Source organism: uncultured Candidatus Kuenenia sp., assembly GCF_900696675.1.
Classification (GTDB): Bacteria; Planctomycetota; Brocadiia; order Brocadiales; family Brocadiaceae; genus Kuenenia; species Kuenenia stuttgartiensis_A.
The window spans coordinates 1-23,805 of the sequence record NZ_CAADGZ010000033.1 but is presented as its reverse complement, the minus strand read 5'-3'; the positions used below and the strand labels follow the sequence as shown (position 1 = coordinate 23,805).

Annotated in this window: 22 protein-coding genes; 16 read left to right on the top strand and 6 right to left on the bottom strand. The window is 41.6% G+C overall.

Annotation, left to right across the window (positions count from 1 at the left end; translation table 11 throughout):
- The first annotated feature begins 1 nt into the window (after position 1).
- From QZT26_RS07145 to rsfS, 5 genes are all read left to right on the top strand, one after another.
- Entirely contained in the window at positions 2 to 1,282 is a 1,281-nt protein-coding gene (locus QZT26_RS07145) for a hypothetical protein (protein WP_099324825.1), read from the top strand.
- A gap of 7 nt (positions 1,283 to 1,289) precedes the next feature.
- Positions 1,290 to 2,126 (top strand): hypothetical protein, encoded by an 837-nt coding sequence (locus QZT26_RS07140; RefSeq protein WP_099324826.1) that lies wholly within the window; start codon positions 1,290 to 1,292, stop codon positions 2,124 to 2,126.
- Between the two features lie 88 nt (positions 2,127 to 2,214).
- Complete coding sequence (locus QZT26_RS07135; RefSeq protein WP_197705377.1) at positions 2,215 to 4,617, top strand: sodium-translocating pyrophosphatase; 2,403 nt, start codon at positions 2,215 to 2,217, stop codon at positions 4,615 to 4,617.
- Between the two features lie 446 nt (positions 4,618 to 5,063).
- Positions 5,064 to 5,306, top strand: coding sequence for a zinc ribbon domain-containing protein (locus QZT26_RS07130; protein WP_099324827.1), 243 nt, complete (start codon positions 5,064 to 5,066; stop codon positions 5,304 to 5,306).
- Positions 5,307 to 5,311: 5 nt separating this feature from the next.
- A complete protein-coding gene (gene rsfS, locus QZT26_RS07125; RefSeq protein WP_315850893.1) occupies positions 5,312 to 5,698 on the top strand; it encodes a ribosome silencing factor in 387 nt (128 codons plus the stop codon).
- Positions 5,699 to 5,710: 12 nt separating this feature from the next.
- Here rsfS and rpsU read toward each other — a convergent pair whose 3' ends face one another.
- Positions 5,711 to 5,959: a 30S ribosomal protein S21 gene (gene rpsU, locus QZT26_RS07120; protein ID WP_099324829.1), complete on the bottom strand. Its 249-nt coding sequence runs from the start codon at positions 5,957 to 5,959 to the stop codon at positions 5,711 to 5,713.
- 291 nt (positions 5,960 to 6,250) lie between these two features.
- Here rpsU and trpD point away from each other — a divergent pair, with 291 nt between their 5' ends.
- From trpD to argJ, 3 genes are all read left to right on the top strand, one after another.
- A complete protein-coding gene (gene trpD / locus QZT26_RS07115) occupies positions 6,251 to 7,267 on the top strand; it encodes an anthranilate phosphoribosyltransferase (protein WP_099327012.1) in 1,017 nt (338 codons plus the stop codon).
- Between the two features lie 184 nt (positions 7,268 to 7,451).
- On the top strand, positions 7,452 to 7,994 hold the full coding sequence (locus QZT26_RS07110) for an arginine decarboxylase, pyruvoyl-dependent (protein WP_169703198.1): 543 nt from the start codon (positions 7,452 to 7,454) through the stop codon (positions 7,992 to 7,994).
- Between the two features lie 69 nt (positions 7,995 to 8,063).
- Positions 8,064 to 9,299, top strand: coding sequence for a bifunctional glutamate N-acetyltransferase/amino-acid acetyltransferase ArgJ (gene argJ, locus QZT26_RS07105; RefSeq protein ID WP_099324830.1), 1,236 nt, complete (start codon positions 8,064 to 8,066; stop codon positions 9,297 to 9,299).
- 475 nt (positions 9,300 to 9,774) lie between these two features.
- Here the strand turns inward: argJ and miaB are convergent, their stop codons facing one another.
- Positions 9,775 to 11,118, bottom strand: coding sequence for a tRNA (N6-isopentenyl adenosine(37)-C2)-methylthiotransferase MiaB (gene miaB / locus QZT26_RS07100; RefSeq protein WP_099324832.1), 1,344 nt, complete (start codon positions 11,116 to 11,118; stop codon positions 9,775 to 9,777).
- 209 nt (positions 11,119 to 11,327) lie between these two features.
- Between miaB and QZT26_RS07095 the strand changes: the two genes are divergently transcribed.
- Together QZT26_RS07095 and QZT26_RS07090 are read left to right on the top strand one after the other, a co-directional pair.
- Complete coding sequence (locus QZT26_RS07095) at positions 11,328 to 11,900, top strand: isochorismatase family cysteine hydrolase (RefSeq protein WP_295101398.1); 573 nt, start codon at positions 11,328 to 11,330, stop codon at positions 11,898 to 11,900.
- Positions 11,901 to 11,940: 40 nt separating this feature from the next.
- Complete coding sequence (locus tag QZT26_RS07090; RefSeq protein ID WP_295101396.1) at positions 11,941 to 13,182, top strand: sodium:proton antiporter; 1,242 nt, start codon at positions 11,941 to 11,943, stop codon at positions 13,180 to 13,182.
- 177 nt (positions 13,183 to 13,359) lie between these two features.
- On the opposite strand, the gene QZT26_RS07085 is transcribed toward QZT26_RS07090, so the two are convergent.
- From QZT26_RS07085 to mazG, 4 genes are all read right to left on the bottom strand, one after another.
- On the bottom strand, positions 13,360 to 13,974 hold the full coding sequence (locus QZT26_RS07085; RefSeq protein WP_099324835.1) for a 3'-5' exonuclease: 615 nt from the start codon (positions 13,972 to 13,974) through the stop codon (positions 13,360 to 13,362).
- Between the two features lie 183 nt (positions 13,975 to 14,157).
- Positions 14,158 to 14,508 (bottom strand): solute carrier family 23 protein, encoded by a 351-nt coding sequence (locus QZT26_RS07080; protein WP_261341095.1) that lies wholly within the window; start codon positions 14,506 to 14,508, stop codon positions 14,158 to 14,160.
- A gap of 49 nt (positions 14,509 to 14,557) precedes the next feature.
- Positions 14,558 to 15,013, bottom strand: a complete 456-nt coding sequence (locus QZT26_RS07075; RefSeq protein WP_295101395.1) for a hypothetical protein — start codon at positions 15,011 to 15,013, stop codon at positions 14,558 to 14,560.
- Entirely contained in the window at positions 14,994 to 15,803 is an 810-nt protein-coding gene (gene mazG / locus QZT26_RS07070; protein WP_295101394.1) for a nucleoside triphosphate pyrophosphohydrolase, read from the bottom strand. The genes QZT26_RS07075 and mazG overlap by 20 nt, the downstream gene beginning before the upstream one ends.
- Before the next feature lie 532 nt (positions 15,804 to 16,335).
- Here mazG and QZT26_RS07065 point away from each other — a divergent pair.
- The 6 genes from QZT26_RS07065 to tyrS all read left to right on the top strand — a co-directional run bounded on the left by QZT26_RS07065 (position 16,336) and on the right by tyrS (position 23,380).
- A complete protein-coding gene (locus QZT26_RS07065; RefSeq protein ID WP_164994473.1) occupies positions 16,336 to 17,478 on the top strand; it encodes a porin in 1,143 nt (380 codons plus the stop codon).
- Positions 17,479 to 17,661: 183 nt separating this feature from the next.
- On the top strand, positions 17,662 to 19,236 hold the full coding sequence (locus tag QZT26_RS07060) for an ATP-binding protein (protein WP_295101392.1): 1,575 nt from the start codon (positions 17,662 to 17,664) through the stop codon (positions 19,234 to 19,236).
- 7 nt (positions 19,237 to 19,243) lie between these two features.
- The gene (locus tag QZT26_RS07055) at positions 19,244 to 20,590 is read left to right on the top strand and encodes a sigma-54 dependent transcriptional regulator (RefSeq protein ID WP_230408058.1); all 1,347 of its coding nucleotides are present in this window, start codon (positions 19,244 to 19,246) and stop codon (positions 20,588 to 20,590) included.
- Positions 20,591 to 20,909: 319 nt separating this feature from the next.
- Positions 20,910 to 21,308, top strand: a complete 399-nt coding sequence (locus QZT26_RS07050) for a secondary thiamine-phosphate synthase enzyme YjbQ (RefSeq protein ID WP_099324840.1) — start codon at positions 20,910 to 20,912, stop codon at positions 21,306 to 21,308.
- Entirely contained in the window at positions 21,301 to 22,080 is a 780-nt protein-coding gene (locus QZT26_RS07045; RefSeq protein ID WP_157820465.1) for a CPBP family intramembrane glutamic endopeptidase, read from the top strand. The genes QZT26_RS07050 and QZT26_RS07045 overlap by 8 nt, the downstream gene beginning before the upstream one ends.
- A gap of 85 nt (positions 22,081 to 22,165) precedes the next feature.
- The gene (gene tyrS / locus QZT26_RS07040; protein ID WP_295101388.1) at positions 22,166 to 23,380 is read left to right on the top strand and encodes a tyrosine--tRNA ligase; all 1,215 of its coding nucleotides are present in this window, start codon (positions 22,166 to 22,168) and stop codon (positions 23,378 to 23,380) included.
- Positions 23,381 to 23,805 lie beyond the last annotated feature (425 nt).

The window sequence follows — 23,805 nt, the reverse complement described above, 5'->3', positions numbered from 1 at the left end:
GATGGTACTAACTCTTGCCACTCATACATTACGAGAGGCTATTAGAAAAAAAATACCTCACATATTAATTGGCTCCGGCGCCATTATTTTGGCAATATCGCCGTTAATTTCATCGGCAAATGAACCCGACGCACTGCCAAAAATAATGCTGATATTGTTTTTTCAGGTAGTGACGGTTTTTTGCATAACCGGAATAATCATCTACTCCGCAATTTCGTTACCGTACGATATTGAAAAAAAAACCATTTTTAGTGTTCTTTCAAAACCTGTTTCTCCTTTTAAATTTGTTGCCGGCAAAACACTTGGTTTTTCATTGTTAGCGGCTTTTATCCTGGCCGTATTGGGTTTTGTCAATATTGTGTTTGTTTTTTGTGCCTCCTCTCACCGGCTATCGGAACAAAAAGGATTGTTCAAGGCCCGTAAAGAATTCAATGCTCAGCATTTTCATATTCAGGGGAATGTGCATCGTGAAAAAGAAAGGATTCGCTGGATCATGGGTGGGGGAGAAGGTGTCGCCGTATGGAACTTTCCCAATTTGCACGAAAAAGCCGAAAAAACCTTTCCCTTTGAAGTGGAACTTCATCTTAAATTGGATAGCAGCAGGGATATCGCAGATACGATCCCCCTTGCAATTGGAATCGAAGGCATTCACCCGGAAGAAAACAAGACAGAGGTTTTTTCTGCAAAGGCAGACGAAATATTAACGGTCAGCATAAACCCGGGAATCATAAAAACACACAACGATATTAAAATAACCGCTTTTCCGGTTCTTGTTACTGATTATATTGGCGCTACACAAAACAGTGTGAAGGTCTTCTCCCTGCAAAGAGGATTTGTATTCAACTATGCGAAGGCAATAGCCGTAACCTTTTTGAAATTTTTACTGATAATCGCGGTTGCCGTAATGGGTTCTGCATATCTCTCCGCGCCGGTCAGCATTTTATTGGCATTTACTGTCTTCCTATGCGGACATTTACTGGATTTCGTAAAAGACTTTTCATTATTATTGCATCATTCCGGCACACATGAACACGCATTACATGGGATGATAAAAAACCCAAATATCTTTATGATATATATGGAGTATTTCTCTAAAAAACCCTTAGAATGGGTTTCGTTTATTTTGCCTGATTTTAAAAGATTTGACAGCCTGGCATATCTTTTAAAGGGTATAAATATCCCTTTAGAAACCATTGGATTCTCTGTGCAATATACGGTAATATACGTACTAATTTGTACTCTTATTTCTTGCATACTATTAAAAAAGAGAGAATTCTTTTAAGTACGGAATGCTGCGAAAAAGGCGCTTATTTTTATATGCACTGCTATGTATCATCTTTTTTGTCAATATAGGTGTAATTTCTTACCGGAATAATTCAACAGCAACGCCAGTGAATTATTCTCCTGCCGAAACAATTCCTTTGCTTTTGTCCGGCGGGCTTCGTGGCATTGTCGTTGACCTTCTGTGGGTAAGGGCGCTTGCCAGGCACGAGGAGAAAAAATATTATGAATTGTTGACTATTAACAATCTCATATCTAAATTACAGCCTGATTTTCCTGCGGTTTGGATCTTTCAGGCATGGAATATGGCATATAATATCGCCCATGAATGGGATTCGCCGCAAAACAAATGGAAATGGGTCAGCGCTGGATTGCATTTCGCAAAGAAAGGGGCGTTGAAAAATCCCGGGAGCGGTGATCTTTTTTTTGAATTAGGGTTTATGTATGCGCATTTGTTTGATCAACGGTACTTTAAATATGCAACATTTAACAGGGAACAATTGAAAAAAGAAGATGGGGAAGACAATTACGAAGCCGCCCTTTTCTGGATGGGAAAATCTGTTGTAAACGCGCCAAAGCTGAGAAATATCGCTGCGATAGAAAGAACCATTTGCCATACCTTGTGGAAAGCGGCGCTATGTGCAGAAGAAGAGGGGAATTTTGGAAGTGCCCTTGATTATGTTGAAACTGCAATAAAGGAATGGAAAGAATATGGCGAAAAATACCCTGAAGATACGCTGGTAGAGGTAAAAACGTTTATCAAAAAGCTGGAAGAGAAAAAAATGGTTTTGTGCGATACAATAAATAAAGCCGACAATTCCGTCTTGCAAGACTGGGAGAAATAAATCTTTTAGTGAATGTGTTGTATTACTTTGCTTCGTTATATTTTTAAATTAAAGAAATGATTGGCAGAAAGGAGAATAATGTACGTCGATGAATAATTTTTTACGTATTTTTAATCTTATATTTAAAGTCAACCGTGTGAGTATCATAATGATACTTTTGATGTTGACCATTTTTATCTTTGGGGCGGTAAAGTCAGATATTTTTTCTCACAATGCCCAGGCTCAAACAGCCGCAAAGATAAGCACGGAGATGCCTGCGTTTGACATCGGGCACCCCCTAATGTCAACTAAAGGCACAGCAGAAGATAGTTCTCGCTCAATACCTATACTTTGGTGGATTGCCCCGTTTGGAGCAATATGCGGTCTTTTCTTCGCAATGAAATTTTACAGAGGCGTTATGAAATTTCCGGAGGGCAATGAAAAGATGATTTCCATTGCAATGCACGTACGGAAAGGCGCTTATGCATATCTAAAACAACAATATAAGGTAATCGGCATCTTTATTGTCGGTGCATTTCTCGTACTTCTTTTCATCTCCTACGGATTAAAACTCCAATCGACAGTAGTGCCTTTCGCGTTCCTGTCCAGCGCTTTTTTATCGGGATTTGCCGGATTTTTGGGGATGAAAACAGCAACAAATGCAAGTGCAAGAACCGCAGAAGGCGCAAGGAAATCGTTAAACCAGGGATTACAGATTGCTTTTAGAAGCGGCGCGGTGATGGGGCTTGTAGTTGTGGGAATGGGGCTTCTGGATATTTCCTTGTGGTTTTTTGTGTTTCGCAAATTTACCAATTTTACCTTGCTGGATATGGCGATGATGTTACCGTGTTTTGGCATAGGCGCAAGCTCTCAGGCACTATTTGCCAGGGTTGGCGGTGGAATATTCACCAAAGCCGCAGATGTCGGGGCCGACCTGGTAGGAAAAATAGAGGCGGGCATTCCTGAAGATGACCCGAGAAATCCTGCGACCATTGCGGATAACGTCGGCGACAATGTTGGCGACGTGGCAGGCATGGGAGCTGATTTGTATGAATCCTATTACAATTCAATGCTGGCATGCGCTGCATTGGCAATAACCGCAGGTTTAGGCATCGCCGGAATGGTTGTGCCCATGATATTGGCGGGAGTAGGTATTATTCTCTCCATTATAGGCATATATACGGTGAAGACAAAAGAAGAGGCGACGCAAAAAGAACTTTTGAAAGCCTTGGGGAAAGGAGTTAACATAAGTTCGATTCTGATACTGATAACATCGGCAATCGTTATTAAATTTATGCTGCCCCAAAACTTCGGTGTTTGGGGTTCCATATTTACCGGATTAATTGCCGGTATAATTATTGGCAAAGGTACAGAATATTATACCTCCTCAAATTATTCACCAACAAAAGGCATAGCGGGGCATGCGAAAACAGGCCCTGCGACGGTTATCATCGATGGCATTGCAACGGGCATGAAATCTACTATTATCCCTGTGGTAACAATTTCGGTTGCAATTTTATTAAGCTTTGGCTTTGCCGGTGGTTTCGCAAATACTTCACTCGGCCTGTATGGCATTGCCATTGCTGCAGTAAGCATGCTTTCCACGCTAGGCATTACTCTTGCTACCGATGCCTATGGGCCAATTGCGGACAATGCAGGCGGTAACGCGGAGATGAGCGGGCTTGAGCCGTACGTCAGGGAAAGAACAGATGCACTGGATGCCTTAGGAAACACAACGGCTGCCACAGGGAAAGGGTTTGCGATTGGGTCGGCCGCTTTAACCGCAATGGCATTGATTGCGTCATTTGTAGAGCAGGTAAAAATAGGATTGGAGCGTGCAGGAACACATGTCATACAGGTTGCCGGCATAAACATTGACATAGCAAAAGCAACCTTAGCCGACCTTATGGCCTCTATGAATATTACCTTAATTAATCCAAAGGTGTTGGTCGGTTTATTTATTGGGGGGTTAATCTCCTTTGTCTTTTGCGCATTGACAATGAAGGCTGTAGGGCGTGCCGCGGGTAGTATGGTAGAGGAGGTAAGAAGGCAATTCCGCGAAATTCCTGGTATTATGGAGGGGAAAAACCCGCCGGATTACGCCGCATGCGTCTCCATAAGCACTAAGGGCGCTCAGAGAGAAATGATACTTCCATCTGTACTTGCGCTTCTGACCCCAATTGCAACCGGTTTAATACTGGGGGTGCCTGGCATTGTGGGTCTCCTGGCGGGAAGCTTAACGACCGGATTTCTGCTGGCCGTTTTCATGGCAAACGCCGGCGGCGCATGGGATAACGCAAAAAAATATATCGAAGGCGGTGCATTTGGCGGAAAAGGCTCTGATGCGCATAAAGCAGCCGTAGTGGGAGATACGGTAGGGGATCCGTTCAAAGATACTTCTGGCCCGTCGTTAAATATTTTATTAAAGCTGATGTCAGTAGTATCAGTCGTCTTTGCAGGAATCACTCTTAAATATTCGGAACAAATCAGCGCTTTTTTACACCTTAATTAGCGGTAACTAAAGCATGGCGTTGAATTGAAACATTCAGCGCCATGCTTATATATACCTTACGAGTGCACAAATTGTGCTTTCAATTGTAGAGCGAAGAGTCTCTTCGCTTACTCTATATATTGGTATCAGCAAAGTGGTACTTCGCTCTACATTTCGTAATTTGTGCACTCGTAAGGTATAGTCAAACAAATAGTACACTTTAGTCTTTTGAAACTGGAAATAATGATTTGTAGTGCGACGAGGTTCGTCGCATTGTTTTGAGTAGACCCTATTCCTTATCGCACTGTTTTTTTTGGTGCGACGAACCTCGTCGCACTACATTGCTGGAATTTTTCAAAAAACTAAAGTGCTACAATAAACCTGTTTAACCGTGGCAGGTAGTAGTATTTTTTAACTGCAACAGTCCTTTACAAAATTGCGGTCGTTTAAAGAGAGGAGGTAAAATTATGGCGAATAATAGCCACGCGGAAGCAGAGTGCAAAATATGCCCTAATTCTCATTGCCAGTTTGATCATCATGCAAAAGGCGCAAATTTTTGTATTTTATGCGGAACGCTTTTGTATTACAGGTGCGATGATTGTGCATCCGTAAATCCCAAATACGCAAAGTTTTGTTTCTATTGCGGGAGCAACATTGCGGATGTCGAATCCTCAGCACACTATAATCCGGGTTTCGAAGATGCTTTGTAAACTCAATAAAAAAACTTTATGTTTTAAGGAGAGAAAAAACGTTAGATTCTAAAGAAAAGGCAATTATATTTGCCAGAATTGCAGACGATAAAAAAGCGGAAGAAATAGTAATATTGGAGGTAAAAGAGGTATCCTTTATTGCCGATTTCTTCGTTATTTGCAGTGGATTGAACAGCCGTCAGTTGCAGGGTATTGCAGATGAAGTTGAACTAAAAATGAAAGAGTATGGGATTTATCGTAGCGGCATAGAGGGATATGCGGAGGCGAAATGGATACTAATCGATTATGGAGATGTGGTGCTTCACCTTTTTTGCCAGGAAATGCGTCATTTTTATGACCTCGAGCTTTTATGGGGCGACGCACCAAAAATACCATGGAGAACACCTCTGTAAACGAGGCGTCCGTTAATTATTTCTGCCAGAACGGGTAAAGCTTGTGCGTGCAACCACTGTTTGTCCTGAAATGCCCAGCTTTTGAGCCCTTTTAATATTTTTTATACGACGGCTTTCTTCACGACGTTTTTTCTCCGAAGGTTTTTCAAAATACGCAATGCGTTTTGACTGGTTAATAATACCTTCTTTATCACACATTTTCTTGAACCTTCGAAGAGCATCTCTTATGTTTTCATCGGATGTAATCAATATTTTTGCCATAAATCTCCTTAAAGCCTTTCTATAATATTTGGTCTGTAAAAATTAAAGGATAATTGTAAAACTTATGTCATTATCCGTCAAGTAAAAAATTGACCTGAACGGTAAATATGTATCAAAATCTATGTCTGCTTCGGAAAAGAAGCCATGTAGGGCAGGCACTGCCTGCCGGAAGTTGGGATGTTACAAGGTACGGTTTACGAAGTGCGATTTAAAATCGTAAATCGTACATCTAATCTGTCTGTTTCTTGAAAGAGGAAAAAACAACCCTTTACTCTTTGAATGTTTAACGCCATGTTTAACAAGGAAATAATTTACAAACTAACAAACAGAAGGAATTTGAGCCAGGAAGAAAGCTTTGCCGCTATGACACAAATTATGGAAGGGTATGCGACAGAGTCTCAAATTGCCTCGTTTTTAACTGCCTTATGTATGAAAGGTGAAACCGTTGATGAAATAACAGGGTGTGCGCTGGCGATACGACAAAAAGCCTTACAGATAAACGCCGGTACAGGGATAATTGTTGACACCTGCGGAACAGGCGGTGACGCAAAAAACACATTCAATATTTCTACCGCGGCTGCATTTGTTATAGCGGGAGTGGGCATAAAAGTCGCAAAACACGGGAACAAAGCGGTTTCGGGTAATTGTGGCAGTGCGGATGTTTTGCAGCGGTTGGGTGTTAATATCGCGGCAGATGTAAAAACAGTAGAGAAGTGTATTGAGGCTGCGAATGTTGGATTTCTCTTTGCACCTCTTTTACACCAGGCAATGAAACATGCGGGCAAACCAAGAAAGGAAATAGGGATACGGACAATATTTAATCTTATCGGGCCTCTCGCAAATCCTGCAGGCGCTGTCCACCGTATTCTGGGGGTATATAATGAACACCTGACCTTTATCATTGCGGAAACCCTAAAGCGGTTAGGCGATAAACATGCTTTTGTTGTACACGGACTTGACGGTCTGGACGAAATCACCGTCACAGGAAAAACAAAAATCTGCGAACTTGCTGACGGCGCAATAAAAAGCTACTATATAGAACCTCAGGATTTTGGAATAAAAAAATCCAGCCTTTCAGATCTTATGGTAAATTCACCGGAAGAGAGTGCGCTGGCAATGAAAGAGGTATTCAACGGCGTCCGTAGCCCTAAAAGAGATATTGTCCTTATGAATGCCGCGGCCGCAATCATCACCGGAGGAAAGGCAAAAACCTTCGGAGAGGGAATAGACGTCGCCGGTCGGTCTATCGATGAAGGAAGGGCGAAAGAATCGCTCCGGAAATTAATCGATATAAGCTGGCAGCGCTAGAAGTTACGCCACAAAAAAACCACCTGTTTTATTTGTGATAATTATGTTGCTTTTCATACTGAAATTTGTTTCACTACCCGAATTCTTTTCATTTTATAAACTTTACACAATCAACCATTCTCGCCAGAATTCTTTTCATTTTATAAATCTTACACAATCAACCATTCTCGAAGGAATTATAATTATGATGATACCAAAGATGGTTTTCTTTACAAAAGGCGTTGGGAAACATAAAGACAAATTGCAATCCTTTGAACTTGCCTTAAGAAAAGCTGGTATAGAAAAATGTAATTTGGTACGCGTATCCAGTATATGTCCGCCAAATTGCAAGATAATCTCCAAGCCACAGGGAGTTCCCATGCTAAAGGCCGGGCAGGTCGTTTTCTGTGTAATGAGCGAAAATTCTACTTGCGAACCAAACAGGATGATAACCGCTTCCGTCGGTATGGCCATACCTTCAACCGTGGGTTATGGATATCTGAGCGAGCACCATGCCTTCGGAGAAACTGAGGAAAAATCCGGCGATTATGCTGAAGACCTTGCGGCTAGCATGTTAGCAAGCACCCTGGGTATCGAATTTGACCCTGAGAAAAACTACGATGAACGCAAAGAAATTTACCGGATGAGCGGGAAGATTGTAAAGACAAGGAATATTACTCAGGCGGCAAGAGGAGATAAGCACGGTTTATGGACAACCGTTGTAGCTGCCGCAGTGTTTGTTTTATAAGGAATTTTTCCCGTTTATTACGTTGAAAATATACTTCAAACTTCAGGCAATAAAACGTTCCCCTAATACATGAAAGAACACGTACCCGAATACTTACAAGAACTTCCTTCAGGGGGCATAGTCACTCCAAAAGAGTTTCAGGCTTCAGGAACTTATTGTGGAATAAAAACAGCAAAAGAGAGTCTTGACCTGGGCATAATTTTCTCAAAAACCTCTGCAACGGGAGCGGCTCTTTTCACAACAAACAAGATATGTGCTGCGCCTGTACTGCTGGGGAGAAAAAACACCCGGGGCGGAAAACTTCGTGCAGTAGTGGTAAACAGCGGCAATGCTAATGCATGCACAGGGGAGCGTGGTTACAAAGATGCTGAAGAGATGGCATTGATAACGTCAAAACTCCTCGCAATTCCTCCGGAAGAAATTTTGGTATCTTCCACAGGCATCATAGGCAAACACTTGCCAATGGATAAAATTTCCGCGGGGATTCAGCAGGCATCCGCCTCTTTAGGCAATACCCCTGCGCATGGAAGATCAATCGCGCAGGCGATTATGACCACGGATACAAGACCCAAAAGCATTGCGATTAAAATAAAAACACAAGGAAAAGAAGTGTTCATTGGAGGAATCTGCAAGGGGGCAGGAATGATCTCCCCAAACCTTGCCACAATGCTCTGTTTCTTAACGACCGATGCTAAAATTTCAGCAGACCTTTTGCATACGTGCCTTGTACATTCAGCAGAGCAATCTTTTAACCGTATCACGATTGACGGGCACATGAGTACAAACGACACCGCCGCCATTATTGCAAACGGGGCTTCCGGCGTTGAGGTGACGTCTGAAGGGGCCGAATTATCACTGTTTCAGAAAGGGCTCGACTACGTTGCCGGATGGCTGGCAAAAGCCATTATTCTGGACGGGGAAGGGGCAACAAAATTCATTCAAATCTTTGTAACGGGTGCAAAATCCCTCAATGACGCTACCAAAACCGCCAGAACCATCGGAGATTCACCTCTCGTAAAAACAGCAATGCACGGAAGCGACCCAAACTGGGGGCGTATCGTTTCTGCCGCCGGATATGCCGGGGTTGAGCTTGACGAAGCAAATACCACGCTTCATATCAATGATGTGCTTGTGTATGAAAAGGGGATGCCCGCCTCTTTTGATCATGCCACCCTAAAAACTTCTATGCAAGCGCGTGATATTTTTATCAAACTGCAAATAGGAACCGGAGATTACTCGGATACAATCCGGACGTGTGATTTATCAAAAGAATACGTCTCTATCAATGCCGATTATCACACCTAACCTGAACACGCCAACAGCCAGACAAACACAAAACGCCAAATACGAAAGTAGAACTACAAGTTACTTTGCGCAGCCTTTGGCCGCAACAAATTCAAATGACAAAAACCTCAATGCTCCAAACTTTACGCAAGCCTCATCCAATCAATGCTTCACGGTTATGCCTTTTGAAAAACGAGCATTAAAAACAAGAAGTTGCTGGATAGTAGTACAGATTAAAAAAATTGTAAAGTATAGAGGCAAAGCATTTGCTACAAAGCTGCTACGTCTCCGTTTATTTAGTACAAAATATCACATTATCTGAATATGGAATTTTTTGTTTCTTGTAAACATTACCCTGCTCAGTTGTTATATACTCAATCAGACTGAAACCACTGGTTTCAGTCTGATTGAGTATATCAATTTATAGCAACTAATTCGCCCCTACATGTAAAATCTGATTACCGGTTTTACGTGGGTTAGATAGTTAGGGGAAATGCTATATTGTGCCAAAAAGTGTAAGGTCTGTTGCTTCATTTATTGTTATATCCACAAGTGTGCCCACCAGCGCTGGTTGTCCTTTGAACACAACAATATTGTTCTGCCGCGTCCTGCCGGAGAGTTTGTTGGGGTCTGATTTGCTTGCGCCTTCGACAAGCACCTGCAGCTTCCTGCCAATCAGTTTTTTATTTTCTTCAAGGCTGATTTTCTTTTGCAAATCCAGTAGCGTTGTATTTCTTTTTTTCTTTATTTCATCAGGCACGTCGTCTGTCAGTTCTGCAGCCTTAGTGCCTGTGCGGGTTGAATACTTGAATATGAAGCTGTTTTGAAAGCGAATGTCTTCCATTAAACACACGGTTTCCTGAAAATCTTCTTCCGTTTCTCCCGGAAAACCTACAATGAAATCGCCTGCCACTTTAATAGTGGGCATGAGGTCCCTCGCGTATTGTATGAGTTCTCGGTAATAACCTGCCGTATAACCACGATGCATTTTTTTTAGTATCCGGTCTGATCCGGACTGTGCAGGCATGTGTAAATATTCACAGGCTTTATCAAGTTGGCTCATGGTGCGGATAAGGTCGCGGGACATGTCTTTTGGGTGTGAAGTTACAAATCGTAGCCGTTCGAGTTTTTCGATGCCATTCAATTCAATAAGGAGGTCTCCAAGGGTGATGTTCCCCGGCAAACTCTTTCCGTATGAATTTATGTTTTGCCCGAGTAGGGTAATTTCCCTGCAACCGTTTGAAACAAGCTCCAACACTTCTCGCTCAACGTCAGCAATTGTCCTGCTGACCTCCCTACCCCGTACATAGGGAACAATACAGTAGGAACAGTAATTATCGCATCCTCTCATAACGGTGACGAATGCCTGATAGACGTTTGGCCGGTATGCGGCAATTCTTTTTACATCAACAATTTCATCCTCATCTACAGCAAGAACGTGGTTGCCATGGTTCCTGATCTTCAAAAGTAATTCAGGCAGCCGGGTAAACATCCTGGTACCGCAGACCAGATCAACGTGGGGCATGCGTTTGAAAATAGATTGTGCGTCCTTTTGCGCCATGCAGCCAAGTACGCCTATGATTACATCGGGATGTTTTTTCTTGAGGGTTCTCAATGCGCCAAGATGTGAATATACCTTGTCCTCAGCGTGCTGGCGCACACTGCATGTATTGTATAAAATGACGTCCGCCTCTTCGACCTTGTCAACAATGCTGTAACCGTCTTCCTGTAAAAGCCCCAATGACAATTCCGCATCGAGTTTGTTCATCTGGCATCCAAATGTTTCAAAGAAAACAGTTTTATACTGCCGTTCGTTTTTATAATCGACCAGGTTAATCATGACAGATAAATAGTGTGCAAAATTGATTAAACGTATAAAAATTTCAAACCATTCTTGTAGGGGTGTATTGCAATACGCCCCTACGTCGGCAAAAACAAAAGTTGCGATTCAATTTTAACTAACTTTAAAAAGGAATCCAAACAGATTTCCCCCATTTCATTCATTCTGTTTGACTTTTATTCTTTCATTGGCGATAATCAGGCCAAATAATGGAACAGATAATGAAACAGGAAAAGATATTGGTTAAAACAAAAAATCTTAACAGTGCTAATACTGCGCTGCTTATTTGTGATATGCTCAATGATTTCGTTAAAAAAGGCGCTTCGCTGGAAGTGCCGGCAGCAAGGGACATTATTCCCGGAATAAAAAAGGAAATACTGTCGGCGAGAAAATCAGGCATTCCGGTTATTTATTGTTGTGACGCTCACATAAAAAATGATCCGGAGTTTTCCTTATGGCCGGAACATGCCGTTGAAGGAACAGAAGGGGCGTGTATAGTTAAGGAACTGGCGCCGGGGAAAGATGATTTTCTCGTTACCAAGAAGCGCTACTCATGTTTTTACAAAACATCATTGCAAAAAGTATTAAAACAGTTTGGTGCAACGCATTTGATAATTACAGGGGTGGTTACTAATATTTGCGTATTGTACACAGTTTGTGATGCATATATGAGGGGCTACGCGGTGACTATTCCGCAAAATTGTGTAGCTGCGCTTACTAAAAAAGATCATGTATATGCACTGCAACAAATGAAGCGTATTTTTAACGCGAAGATACGATAATGTGTAACACTTGTAAATTAATTGCATAAAAACTAACACTATGGGAATGTTTAGCCTTATCGCAATCCTGGTTAGCCTTGCAGCTATTTTCAGCTACATAAACTTTCGCCTCATAAAGCTTCCCACCACTATCGGTATTTTGCTGATAACAATTCTCACTTCTTTGGTCATTGTAATATTGGGACTGTTCGGGTTGGGAGAAATCCATGTGAAAGCGGCATATGCTTTGAACCGGATGGACTTTAATAAGACGCTTATGAACGGCATGCTCAGTTTTCTCCTTTTTGCGGGGGCGTTACATGTCAACCTGGAAGACCTCTCAAAACATAAGTATATCATTATTATCCTGGCGACATTTGGAATTGTAGCAAATACTTTTATTGTGGGTAGTCTGGCATGGCTGGTATTTGCGCTGGTGAATATCAAGTTATCCTACATTTACTGCCTTTTGTTTGGAGCGCTCATCGCCCCGACAGACCCTATCGCAGTTATTGGCATACTGAAGAAAGCGGGGGTTTCCAAAAGCCTTGAAACAAAAATCACAGGCGAGAGCCTTTTCAATGACGGAGTTGCGGTAGTTGTATTTTTAATCCTTTTGGAAATTGCAACCGGTGGGCACGAAGTGACCTTTCAGCACATCTCCTTTCTCTTTATCGAGGAAGCGGTCGGAGGAATCGTTTTTGGGTTTGTGACTGGCATGATCGCTTTTTTTATGCTTAAGGCAGTTGACAACTATCAGGTAGAGATACTTGTTACCCTTGCGCTGATCATGGGAGGATATACCCTTGCGAACATGCTTCATGTTTCCGGCCCTATTGCGGTAGTTGTCGCGGGGTTACTCATTGGCAATAAGGGAAGACTTCTTGCGATGAGCGAGAAAACACGCGGCCACCTGGACTCTTTTTGGGAGTTGATCGATGAAGTATTAAACGCGGTTCTTTTCCTCATGATCGGGATGGAAGTGCTGGTGGTTACCATAAAAATAAATTACCTGATTGCCGGGCTTATAATGATTCCTATCGTGTTGATAGCCCGTTTTATAAGTGTGGGTGTGCCGGTGACGCTCATGCGTTTTCTGAAAGAATTCAGTCCGAATACCATAAAAATCCTCACATGGGGCGGATTGCGCGGCGGTATCTCCGTAGCGCTTGCCCTGTCGCTTCCTGCAGGGGAATCGAGGGAGGTCTTATTGACAATAACTTACATAATCGTCGTGTTTTCAATAGTAGCCCAGGGGTTAACCATCGGGCATTATGTATCTTCCCTGAAAACAACGGAGTAATTTTTAAAATGCCGGATGTGTAGAACCGTCGGAAATGTTCGTGCCTTCCCAGTAAGTTGAGGTAAACAGCCCCCCTGGTCTCCTTTATTAATGGGGAATACTGTACAGTCGGCAATCGGCAATCTACAGTCGGCAAACTGCAAATTGCGGACGGTGAAAGATAGTTGCGAATATTTGTTACTCTTTCTTAACACTCGAAATACTTACCTGTGGATTAAGTGTTGGTGTAAAATTGTCCGGGAGGAGGTATTTTTCGGGCAATTTTATTTTTTTTGCCAATTCTTCAAGATTATTCACGCCGAGTTCATTGTATGCATGGAGCAGGATTTTTGCACATGCCACGGCGTCTTCTTCTGCGTCATGGTGTTTGAACTCAATTTCAAGATATCGGGAAATTTTATTAAGTGCGTATCCAAGAAGCCCCGGCCAAACACGTTTGGCTATTGCAAGGGTGCAAAAATAATTGAGAGGCGGGTAAGGTATTTTGTACACATCGAGAATGCAGCACAATACACTCATATCAAAACTTGCATTATGGGCGACGAGATAACTGCCTTCCAGGAACGGAAATATTTCGTCCCACAATTGATAAAATTCCGGTTTGTCTTCTACATCTTTTGCTGAGATCCCGTGGATATATGTACTAAACGGATCAAAGTAAAGCTCCGGTGGCCTGATAAGCCATGACGTCCTTTTTACAATCGTTTGTTCTTCAATTATCGCCAATCCCAAAGAACAAACACTGGAACGCTTTGCATTTGCCGTCTCAAAATCTATCGCAACACATTTCATTTGTTTTCTAAAGAAGCAAAAATAGCACTGTATCCTTCAAACGGTTTTTATAAAAGATAAAATCATAACACACAACAGAATCAAAAATCTATTACGTTCTTAAAAAAAAGTATCTGGTAATAAATGTAGCGGACACCAAATGGATTGCCCAGTGGGTATTGCGTGCTTTTTCAGTAATGAGTTTTAAAATGGAATATGAAATAAAACCAATTGAATTCCAGCCGCGCTTTCAATATAGCTGGTGACTGTTGAAGTGCCTGGTATTGCGCCGCTTATTGTTCCCATTGCGTCCGATAGAAACACTCGTTTTATCCGTGGGATTTTTCCGTTTTTATAGAATCCCCCTTGTTCCCCAACTCCGACTACCGTTCCTACGGTATCAAAAAGGTCTAAAAAGAAAAAAACAAAAACGATGGAAATAAGCCCTGGGTGAGTCAGTATTTTAACGGGGTCGCATTTTAATAATGTCGGTTCTATTGAGGGTGGCATGCTGACAATACCCTGATAATGTACCAACCCGAGGGGGACCCCTATGAATGTCCATACAAGATTGCTCCCCGGATTTTAAGGGCCACCATTGTTCCTATTGCCATGACGCCAAACAGCGGTAACCACATTTCCGGCGATTTAGGGTCGCCGAGTCCAACAAGGACGCCAGGTTTATCCACAATAATTCCGCCATATCAAACCCTACCAGCGCAATCAACAATCCGATTCCAACGGCAATGGCGCTTTTTAACGAATCGGGTATGATAAATATTACCAGTTCACGCAATCCGAAAAACGACAGAATAAGTAATAAGTAATAAAACGCCGGCGGTATGGGATAATTGGCAAGAAGTGCCATGAGTATGCACGCAAATGCACTGGAAATGCACGTCGCCGTCATGACAGCACCAAAATCCATCCCGCAACCGGAAAGTACCGCAGGCTGGACGAATATGATGTATGACATTGTCAAAAACGTAGTCGAGCCTGCAACCGTCTCCGTGCTGGTGTTCGTGCCGTTTTGCCGGAGTTTAAATATTTTTCCGGGCATTCATTTTTACCTTGTTCCAGAGAGCATCCAATTCTTCTATCGAACACTGTTCAATATCTTTTCCGCAGGAAGCAAGTTCTTTTTCTATTTTTTTAAAGCGGTCTACAAATTTATATATGGTTTTATGAAGTATATTTTCTGTGTCAAACTGTAAAAAACGGGAAAGATTCACCACGGAAAACAAAAGATCTCCGATTTCTTCCTCCATGTCTTTTGTTTCTTTCTTTGCGATAGCCTCTTTAACTTCCTCCATTTCTTCTTCCACTTTTGCTATGACATCGTTTATATCTTTCCAGTCAAATCCCACTTTTGTCGCCTTCTTCTGTACTTTTTGCGCTTTTTGAAGCGCGGGAAGATGCTTTGGCAGTCCATCAACAGCAGATTTTCGTTCTTCGTATCCCTTCTCCTGTTTTTTAATCGCCTCCCACTGCTGAACCACTTCTTCTGAAGTAGATGCTGTCGAATCGCCAAAAACATGGGGATGGCGGCGCATCATTTTGTCCAGACATAATTTCATTACATCGTTGATATCAAACTCTTTTTTTTCCCTTGCAATTTGACAGTGGAAGATAATTTGCAGAAACAGGTCCGCCAGTTCCTCTTTAAGTTTGTCCGGTATGCCTGAATCTATTGCATCGATTACTTCGTATGTCTCTTCCACCAAATAGGGTTTTAAGGTTACATGGTTTTGTTCTTTATCCCACGGGCAGCCGTCCTTGCCGCGTAACCTTTCCATCAGTTCCACCATGTCATAGAATAAAGAAATAGAGGTATCCTTTTTCACTCTCATTTCATCCCTTCCGGAAATATTTGCAAAAACTCCGTTTTTCAAGGTGGTTATAATAACCTTTTAATTAATGGATAGTCAAACAAATCGTTACATTTTAGTTTTTAGAAAAATGAATAGTAGGGACGAAGTATTTGCCCCTTACCCTTATATGCGAATATCTATAAGGGCTTCCGTAACAGGCGCTTTAGCCAAGATAGGGTATTTAATCACTCATGTTCTTCAAAGTTAATGTTTATTTGAAACATTGCTTGTCATATGGAAACAGCTTTACATTGTTCTATTGCCTTTTACAAGAAACGGGCTTTTTATTTAAACTTTTAATAAATAACACATATGTTGTGTATTTTTTTAGATAAAGAGCTAATTTGTCAATTAAATATAGTGAAAACCAGACAAATATCACCCAAAAAGCTTGAGAAATAAGGGTTGAGAACAGCATAAAATATGGTATCTTTGCAGAATCCTCGTGGATACCATACTTAATCTTTGAATATTCCAATTTTTTAGATGCCCCTTTTCTATGAAATTTTATTTGACTAAATTTTTCATAGTTCATTCCTTCATTTTCTTTGCCTGTATAGTCTATGCGGAAAGGGATGAAAAGGAAGTTATGCCGTCCGCGCCATTGAGTCTCCAGAAAGAAAGACGTAGCTTTTTCCCGCAGGATTTTTATTTTGACGTTGACGCCATTCTCCCGGAAAAAGATGACGAGAAGAAATTTGAGTTTCATGGTTTTTTTGCAATCACCACCCCAGTAAAAGGAAGAGATGATGATTCCCAGCAGCCTTCTTCAAAGTTTTTGGAGGGGAATGAACTCGTTCTCTGGCTTGGCAAACGTATAACAAAAAAACTCTCTTTTGTATCAGAACTTGAGATTGAAGAGGGATTCAATCAATTTGAATTGGAAACATTTCACTTTAATTATGAAATAGTAAGCGATGTACTGCAAATACGCGCAGGCAGGTTTTTGTATCCGTTTGGTATTGAGCGGTTTGCGGAAGAAGGCCCTTTTAACAAACTTGTGGACCGCCCTTTGCCTTCTATCAGGATTATTCCCGGAACATATTCAGACAATGGGGGAATGTTTTTTGGAACACTTCCTTTATTTTTAAATACACGGTTTAAATATGAATTCGCGATAACAAATGGACTCAAGGGCCCGGAACCAAATGATGTGCAGAAATTATGGGATAATAATAGCAGCAAGACCCTGGGGGGAAGAATCGCCTTCGAGTGTTTTCCGGGATTTGAAGTGGGCGGCTCATATTCAAGGGGAAAATATGATGAAAACAACAAACGGGATATAGATTTTTTAGGCGCTGATTTTCAGTTGAAAAGGGGAAATCTGGAAATCCGGGGGGAATATATTACAAGCAGGGTAGAACAAAAGGCAGAAGATGGGGGGAATTATCACAGAAACGGCTATTACGTTCAAACTACTTACCGGTATCCCTTCGATCTGGATTATTTAAAATATCTTGAAGGGGTTTTGCGTTTCGATTCAGTGGATCCAAACAAAGATATTACAGACGGAAACGAAGCCGACCGGATTGCATTTGGAATAAACTATTCACCCATAAAACAGGTAATATTTAAGTTTGAATATGAAGTTGAAAATGAGGCGGGAGAAGGTATTCATGGCAAATCTTTTGTTCAGGCAATAGTTAAATGGTAAGGACTGGTTAATCAGAGGTCAGATTTTTGAAACAGCAACCTTGCAATGAATTTTATTTAAAATGTATAAACCCTTATTATTCATCCTTCGAGAACCTTACCTGATTAACGATAATGACCCCGCGCTATTTTCTGGTCGCCTGTTCGTCCTTGCTTTACCTTTTTCCACCACATAAAATAAATTATGCCAAAATTTAAAAAAATATTACATCCTGAGAAATTTAATTTAATTTTATACTACACCCTCACAAGCTTTGTAATCATTGTCATATTGAGTTTTGTTATCGGAAAAGTATTTGCCAGACTTGAATCCCAGGAATTGGTTAAGCGAAGCGAAAAGTACGCACATAATTTTATCACACACATAAATTATGAACTTTATAAAGACTTTCTTATTCCCACCCTGAAAAAATCGGGGAAAATCGATTTGGAAAATAATCGAAGGCAATTGAGAAAATTAGACAATACCGTAAAAGAGAATTTGTACGGCTTAAATATAAAAAAACTGTATTTGTACGACCTTGAAGGAAATATTATTTATAGCACCCTATCGGAACATATCGGGTTTGCTATAAACCGGGGTGAAAATAAAAAATTAGATTCTGCCATTAACGGCATTCCGGCTTCCGCGCTGCGTCTCTCGGGCACCATGGATTCAAAAGGCGCCTACGTTCCGGAAACCTTGCTTGAAAGTTATTACCCCTTTTATGAAATGGATGCGGAGGGAACGAAAAAGGCGCAGGTTGGGGTATTGGAAATCTACCAGGACATGTCCGCGTTAAAAAAGCAAATCGCAAAGGCACATCAAAAGGCCACCCTCATGACAGGTTCCGCAATGGGAGGGTTGTTCATAGCCCTCTATCTGATAGTTCTGAAGGCATCGAGAATTATTGATGCCAGAACACGGCAGTTAACAGAGGCACGCAATACCCTGGAACAGAACGTTGAAGAACGAACCCTTGAAATAAGAGAGGCATATAAAAAATTGCAGCATACGCAGCGCAGGTTAGTACAATCTGAAAAATTGGCAAGCATCGGAACTCTTGCCACAGGACTTGCCCATGAAATAAATAATCCGCTTGCTTCCGTTGCGGGTTGTGCGGAAGGACTGAACGAAAGACTTATCTCAATACTAAACCGTCCGGGAAAATATACTGAAAAAGAAGAACTGGAAATTTTCTCTGAATATTTAAAAATAATATCGAATGAAACATACCGTTGCAAATCGATAATCTCAAACTTACTAAATTTTTCCAGACAATCGGAACCTCATTTTGAGCGAATAGATATAAACAGTATTATCAAAAACACAATCGACTCCCTTCAGTATCACCAACCTGAAAACAAGGCAAAACAGAAAATCCAGGTCAATCTGTCGGAAATGCCTTGCGAAATAATCGGAGATCCCCAACAAATAAAACAGGTTTTTATAAACTTAATCACAAACTCCTTCCATGCAACAGAAGCCGGCGGTGAAATTATTATTGCAACCCTACAGAAAGAAACAACCGTACAGATACTCTTCAGGGATACCGGTGTTGGCATTAAGCCCGAATATTTGAACAGGATATTCGACCCTTTTTTTACCACCAAACCAACGGAAAAAGGCACAGGAATCGGATTATCCATATGTTATGGTATCGTCGATATGCATAACGGAAGAATTGATGTGTTCAGCGAAGGTGAGGGAAGAGGCGCCGTCTTTGAAATCACCTTTCCATTAGCGGGAAAGCAAGACAATGCAGAAAGGACAGGATAATTGCCCTATGAGTAAAAAACCTACTATTTTATTTACCGACGATGAAGGCACCTTTAGAAACATTATGTCCAAGGAACTCGACCGGATGGGATATAATGTGACGTGTTGCGCCAGTGGACAGGAAACGATAAAGAATATGCAGGAACGGGATTACGATGTGGCGATACTCGATATGAATATGCCTGTCATGAACGGCATTGAGACCTTAAAAAAAGTGAAAACCATTGAACCCACCACCGAAGTAATAATACTGACAGGACAAGGTTCTATTGAGAATGCCGTTCAGGCTATAAAGCTGGGCGCATATGACTACCTGACAAAACCATGCCAGCTCAAAGAGCTTGATTTATTATTGCAAAGGGCATTGGAAAAAAGAAAACTCAGCAGGGAAAATTTTCATCTCAAGACACTGGTACATGACGTACAAAAACCTTCTTCTATGATAGGAAACAGCCCGGCAATAAAAGCGGTATTTAAAATGATCGATAAAACTGCGCCATCTGACGTTACCGTGCTGATCCAAGGAGAAAGCGGCACGGGAAAAGAGCTTGCCGCAAAAATGATACACCAATACAGCAAAAGAGCGGACAAACCGTTTGTAATAGTAAATTGCGCCACCCTACAGGAATCCTTATTGGAAAGCGAACTCTTCGGGCACGTGAAAGGCGCTTTTACCGGTGCAGCGGAATCCAGGGTTGGATTATTCGAAATTGCAGAAGGGGGCACACTCTTCCTTGATGAAATCGGCGAATTAACCGTTAACACGCAGGCAAAACTGCTTCGTGTAATACAATCGGGTGAAATACGGCGTGTTGGTGATAATCGTGTTATCACCGTGGATGCAAGGATTATTGCTGCTACGCATAAAAATCTGCCCCTAGAGGTTAAGGAAGGCAGATTCAGAGAAGACTTGTATTTTCGTTTAAACGTTATCACCTTGCGCCTGCCTTCTTTACGCGAAAGGAAAGATGACTTAACGGCTTTAATTCAGCATTTTCTCCAAAAATTTTGCAAAGGGGAACGAACCATGGATATGCACCCGGAAGCGTTACACGCTATGACGCTCTACGACTGGCCGGGAAACATTCGGGAACTGGAAAATACTATTGAACGCACTGTTGTACTAGCAGACGGAAATATTATCAGCATAGAGGAATTGCCTGACAATATCCGCGGGAGGACATATGAACACTATGGTAAAAATGGGGAAATCGCGCTTTCTGAAGTGGAAAAGAATCATATTATACAAGTATTGAAAGAAAAAAACTGGCACAAACCCCTTGCGGCAAAAACGCTGGGCATCTCCCTGAAAACCTTATATAATAAAATGAAAATGTATAATATTGATTTATAAATCCCCTTTTTAAGCTACACTTTAGTTTTTTGAAAAATTCCAATAAAAACGATGTTTTGCCACACCGTGTAGTGAGCGAAGCATTCGCTGTAAATTGTCATAAATGCGTTCACACCCAAACGGGCAAATACTTCGCCCCTTTTTCAAAAACTAAAGTGTTACAGATTATTTAGATTTGACAAAATATTTCTCAGCTATTAGGATATATTGTTCCTTTAAAACGGCATGCCTTTTCCGATTTCTCCTTCGCACTCAGTAAAAAGAGTGATGGGAAAAACTTGCGAAATAGATTTTTTACCGGACAGCACTATAAATACAAATGAATACACTATCAGTAAAAACGCGGGCAAAAACAGAGTTTATCGATATCACCGGTGAAGTTCATGCCATTGTGCATAAAACGGGCATTATGGAAGGAATGTGTTTTGTTTACGTGCCGCACACTACCGCCGCTGTTACCATCAATGAAAACGCCGACCCCTCCGTAAGAAAAGATATTGTTGATGAGATAAATAAAATAGTACCATGGAATGATCACTACGCCCATTTGGAAGGGAATTCAGCCTCACATATCAAGGCATCCGTTTTCGGTGCAGCTTCCGCCATCCCTATTTCTCAGGGAAGGTTAGCGCTTGGGACATGGCAGGGGATTTACTTCTGTGAATTTGATGGCCCAAGGAACAGAGAGGTATTGGTACAAACGGTTAAAAGTGAGTAATATACAAACAAAACAAATAATCCCCCTGGAATACCGCTGGAACATAAAGGATGCTATTAAGGTACTCACAACCTACATGGTCTTTACGTTCGCCGGGATGCCGATACTCATCAGCTTTATTCAAACCGTTTTTGGTTTCGAGATACAAACCGCTTCCCCTTCATTTCGCACGATGATCTTGTTTGTCTCTTTCCTTGCCAACCTGTTAATATGTCTCTATATATGCTATATCGTTCGTTTTGAGTATGGACAATCTATTGTCAATTTAGGGCTAACGCTTGTCAATATCGCCGACAATATTAAAATAGGGTTGAAAAGATACCTTGTCACAATACCTGTAATAATGCTGGCCGGTTTTATCATAAACGCGGTGTTTAGTTATTATGGTATAATGCCGGAGATACAGGACGTGGTACAGTGGGTATTGGCTGAGGATTCGGCCATCGTTTTGGCATGTCTCATATTTTTTGGCATTATTGTCGCACCAATTATGGAAGAAATCATATTCCGTGGATTTTTAGTCCCTGCGCTGAAAAGTTACTTTGGAATACGATACGCCATTTTTATAAGCGCTGCCGTTTTTGCCGCGGTACACATGGATATGTTTGCGTTTTTACAAATATTTATCCTTGGAGTTCTTTTGGGATATTTATATGAGAAAACACAATCCCTTGCCGCCTCCATCGTGGTACATATTTTACATAATTCCTTAACACTGGCTCTTTTGATGTACTTTAAGTTCTTTATGGACAGCAAAGTACCGGTGTTTTAAAAAATTATAACAAATTAATTTTATCGCTTAATTATACTGCCTGCAAAAAACGGCAGTATATTTTCCAATAGGAGACGCACCGCCTATGCCGAAAGACGTAAATGAACAAATGGAAATCTTGCTGCGCGGAACAGTAGATATTGTTTCTAAAGGTGAACTGATAAAAAAAATAGACCGCTCAATGCAGGAAAAAAGGCCGCTTCGCGTAAAACTGGGGCTTGACCCCACTGCGCCGGATATCCATATAGGGAATGCCATCCCAATTCACAAATTACGGGCGTTCCAGTCGCTGGGGCACACGGCCATTCTCATCATCGGCGACTATACGGCCGTCGTGGGCGACCCTTCGGGAGTAAACAAGACACGACCAATGATAACGCACGATAAGGTTCTGGAAAACGCGAAAACGTACCTTACCCAGGCTGGGAAAATACTCGATATGGATAAGACAGAGGTCGTTTATAACAGCAAATGGTTCAAATCAATGACCTTTAACGACGTCATCCAACTCGTCTCAAAAATGACCGTTGCGCGAATGATGGAACGGGACGACTTTTCGAAGCGTTATAAGGCAGGTTCTCCCATCAGTCTGCATGAATTTATCTATCCGCTGATGCAGGGATACGACTCCATTATGGTAAAGAACGACGTTGAACTTGGGGGTACCGATCAATTATTCAGTCTGCTTGTGGGAAGGGATTTACAGAAGGACGCCGGCATGGAACCGCAGGTAGTACTTACCACCTCGCTTTTAGAAGGGATCGACGGCAATAAGAAGATGAGTAAAAGCCTAAACAACTACATCGGCATCACTGAGCCGCCGCGTGAAATGTTCGGCAAGGTAATGTCCATCCCCGATAATGTAATGCGCAAGTACTTTGAGCTTGCGACGGATGTAAGCATTGGAGAGATACAGCAGTTGCTTGACGAAAAAACCCATCCACGCGCAGCAAAGGTTGCGCTTGCAAAGGCCATAGTAAGTCGCTACCACAATCTCCAGGCAGCGGAAGCCGCCGCGGAAGAATTTGACCGTGTTTTTAAAGAAGGCGCACTTCCGGACGAAATACCCATTATCTCCATACCTGCCGGCGAACTTGAAAACGGCAAAATATGGATCGCGAAACTCATCGTTTGCTGTAAATTTGCCGCTACAAACGGCGAGGCGCGCCGGTTGATCCAACAAGGCGGTGTATCTGTAAACAGTGAAACCATTAATGACCCCACGCTAAATATAGAAATTACGCCGGGTATGACCCTTAAAGTGGGAAAACGCAGATTTGCAAAAATAGTGTTGCAATAGTAATTGCGCAGGGTGCATTCCCCCCGTTTTTCGGTAAAAACATTAAACGCAGAGGATTGAATGAGAGACAGAGGTTATAGGTTATATTATTTTCTATCAATCTTACTAAAGAAGGGTTCGCTTAAACAAAAACAATACAAGTATTATACAAAAATAGTAGCCGACCCTATTTTACTCCATAATGGGTGATTCCACTCATCTTCCTAATGTAATGTTCTTTGGCGGATACACCTTCTTTCTACAACTGTAAACTTATGCAATATTTGTAAACGGCCACTCCTAAGGATATCTAATAAAATGTAACACTTTAGTTCTTTGAAAAATTAATAGCGAAAAAAGGTAAAAAAAGCTGGCGTCTGTTTTTCCTTTGTGGTATAAAAGGCTTCAATAAAGGGAAACAGTTTATGAAGCCTATCATATTCCAA

Excerpts from the sequence above, each read along its gene's own strand:
- QZT26_RS07145 (WP_099324825.1), top strand. The coding sequence starts at position 2 with ATGGTACTAACTCTTGCCACTCATACATTACGAGAGGCTATTAGAAAA.
- QZT26_RS07140 (WP_099324826.1), top strand. The coding sequence starts at position 1,290 with ATGCTGCGAAAAAGGCGCTTATTTTTATATGCACTGCTATGTATCATC.
- QZT26_RS07135 (WP_197705377.1), top strand. The coding sequence starts at position 2,215 with ATGAATAATTTTTTACGTATTTTTAATCTTATATTTAAAGTCAACCGT.
- QZT26_RS07130 (WP_099324827.1), top strand. The coding sequence starts at position 5,064 with ATGGCGAATAATAGCCACGCGGAAGCAGAGTGCAAAATATGCCCTAAT.
- rpsU (WP_099324829.1), bottom strand. The coding sequence starts at position 5,959 with ATGGCAAAAATATTGATTACATCCGATGAAAACATAAGAGATGCTCTT.
- trpD (WP_099327012.1), top strand. The coding sequence starts at position 6,251 with ATGTTTAACAAGGAAATAATTTACAAACTAACAAACAGAAGGAATTTG.
- QZT26_RS07110 (WP_169703198.1), top strand. The coding sequence starts at position 7,452 with ATGATGATACCAAAGATGGTTTTCTTTACAAAAGGCGTTGGGAAACAT.
- argJ (WP_099324830.1), top strand. The coding sequence starts at position 8,064 with ATGAAAGAACACGTACCCGAATACTTACAAGAACTTCCTTCAGGGGGC.
- miaB (WP_099324832.1), bottom strand. The coding sequence starts at position 11,118 with ATGATTAACCTGGTCGATTATAAAAACGAACGGCAGTATAAAACTGTT.
- QZT26_RS07095 (WP_295101398.1), top strand. The coding sequence starts at position 11,328 with ATGGAACAGATAATGAAACAGGAAAAGATATTGGTTAAAACAAAAAAT.
- QZT26_RS07090 (WP_295101396.1), top strand. The coding sequence starts at position 11,941 with ATGGGAATGTTTAGCCTTATCGCAATCCTGGTTAGCCTTGCAGCTATT.
- QZT26_RS07085 (WP_099324835.1), bottom strand. The coding sequence starts at position 13,974 with ATGAAATGTGTTGCGATAGATTTTGAGACGGCAAATGCAAAGCGTTCC.
- QZT26_RS07075 (WP_295101395.1), bottom strand. The coding sequence starts at position 15,013 with ATGCCCGGAAAAATATTTAAACTCCGGCAAAACGGCACGAACACCAGC.
- mazG (WP_295101394.1), bottom strand. The coding sequence starts at position 15,803 with ATGAGAGTGAAAAAGGATACCTCTATTTCTTTATTCTATGACATGGTG.
- QZT26_RS07060 (WP_295101392.1), top strand. The coding sequence starts at position 17,662 with ATGCCAAAATTTAAAAAAATATTACATCCTGAGAAATTTAATTTAATT.
- QZT26_RS07055 (WP_230408058.1), top strand. The coding sequence starts at position 19,244 with ATGAGTAAAAAACCTACTATTTTATTTACCGACGATGAAGGCACCTTT.
- QZT26_RS07050 (WP_099324840.1), top strand. The coding sequence starts at position 20,910 with ATGAATACACTATCAGTAAAAACGCGGGCAAAAACAGAGTTTATCGAT.
- tyrS (WP_295101388.1), top strand. The coding sequence starts at position 22,166 with ATGCCGAAAGACGTAAATGAACAAATGGAAATCTTGCTGCGCGGAACA.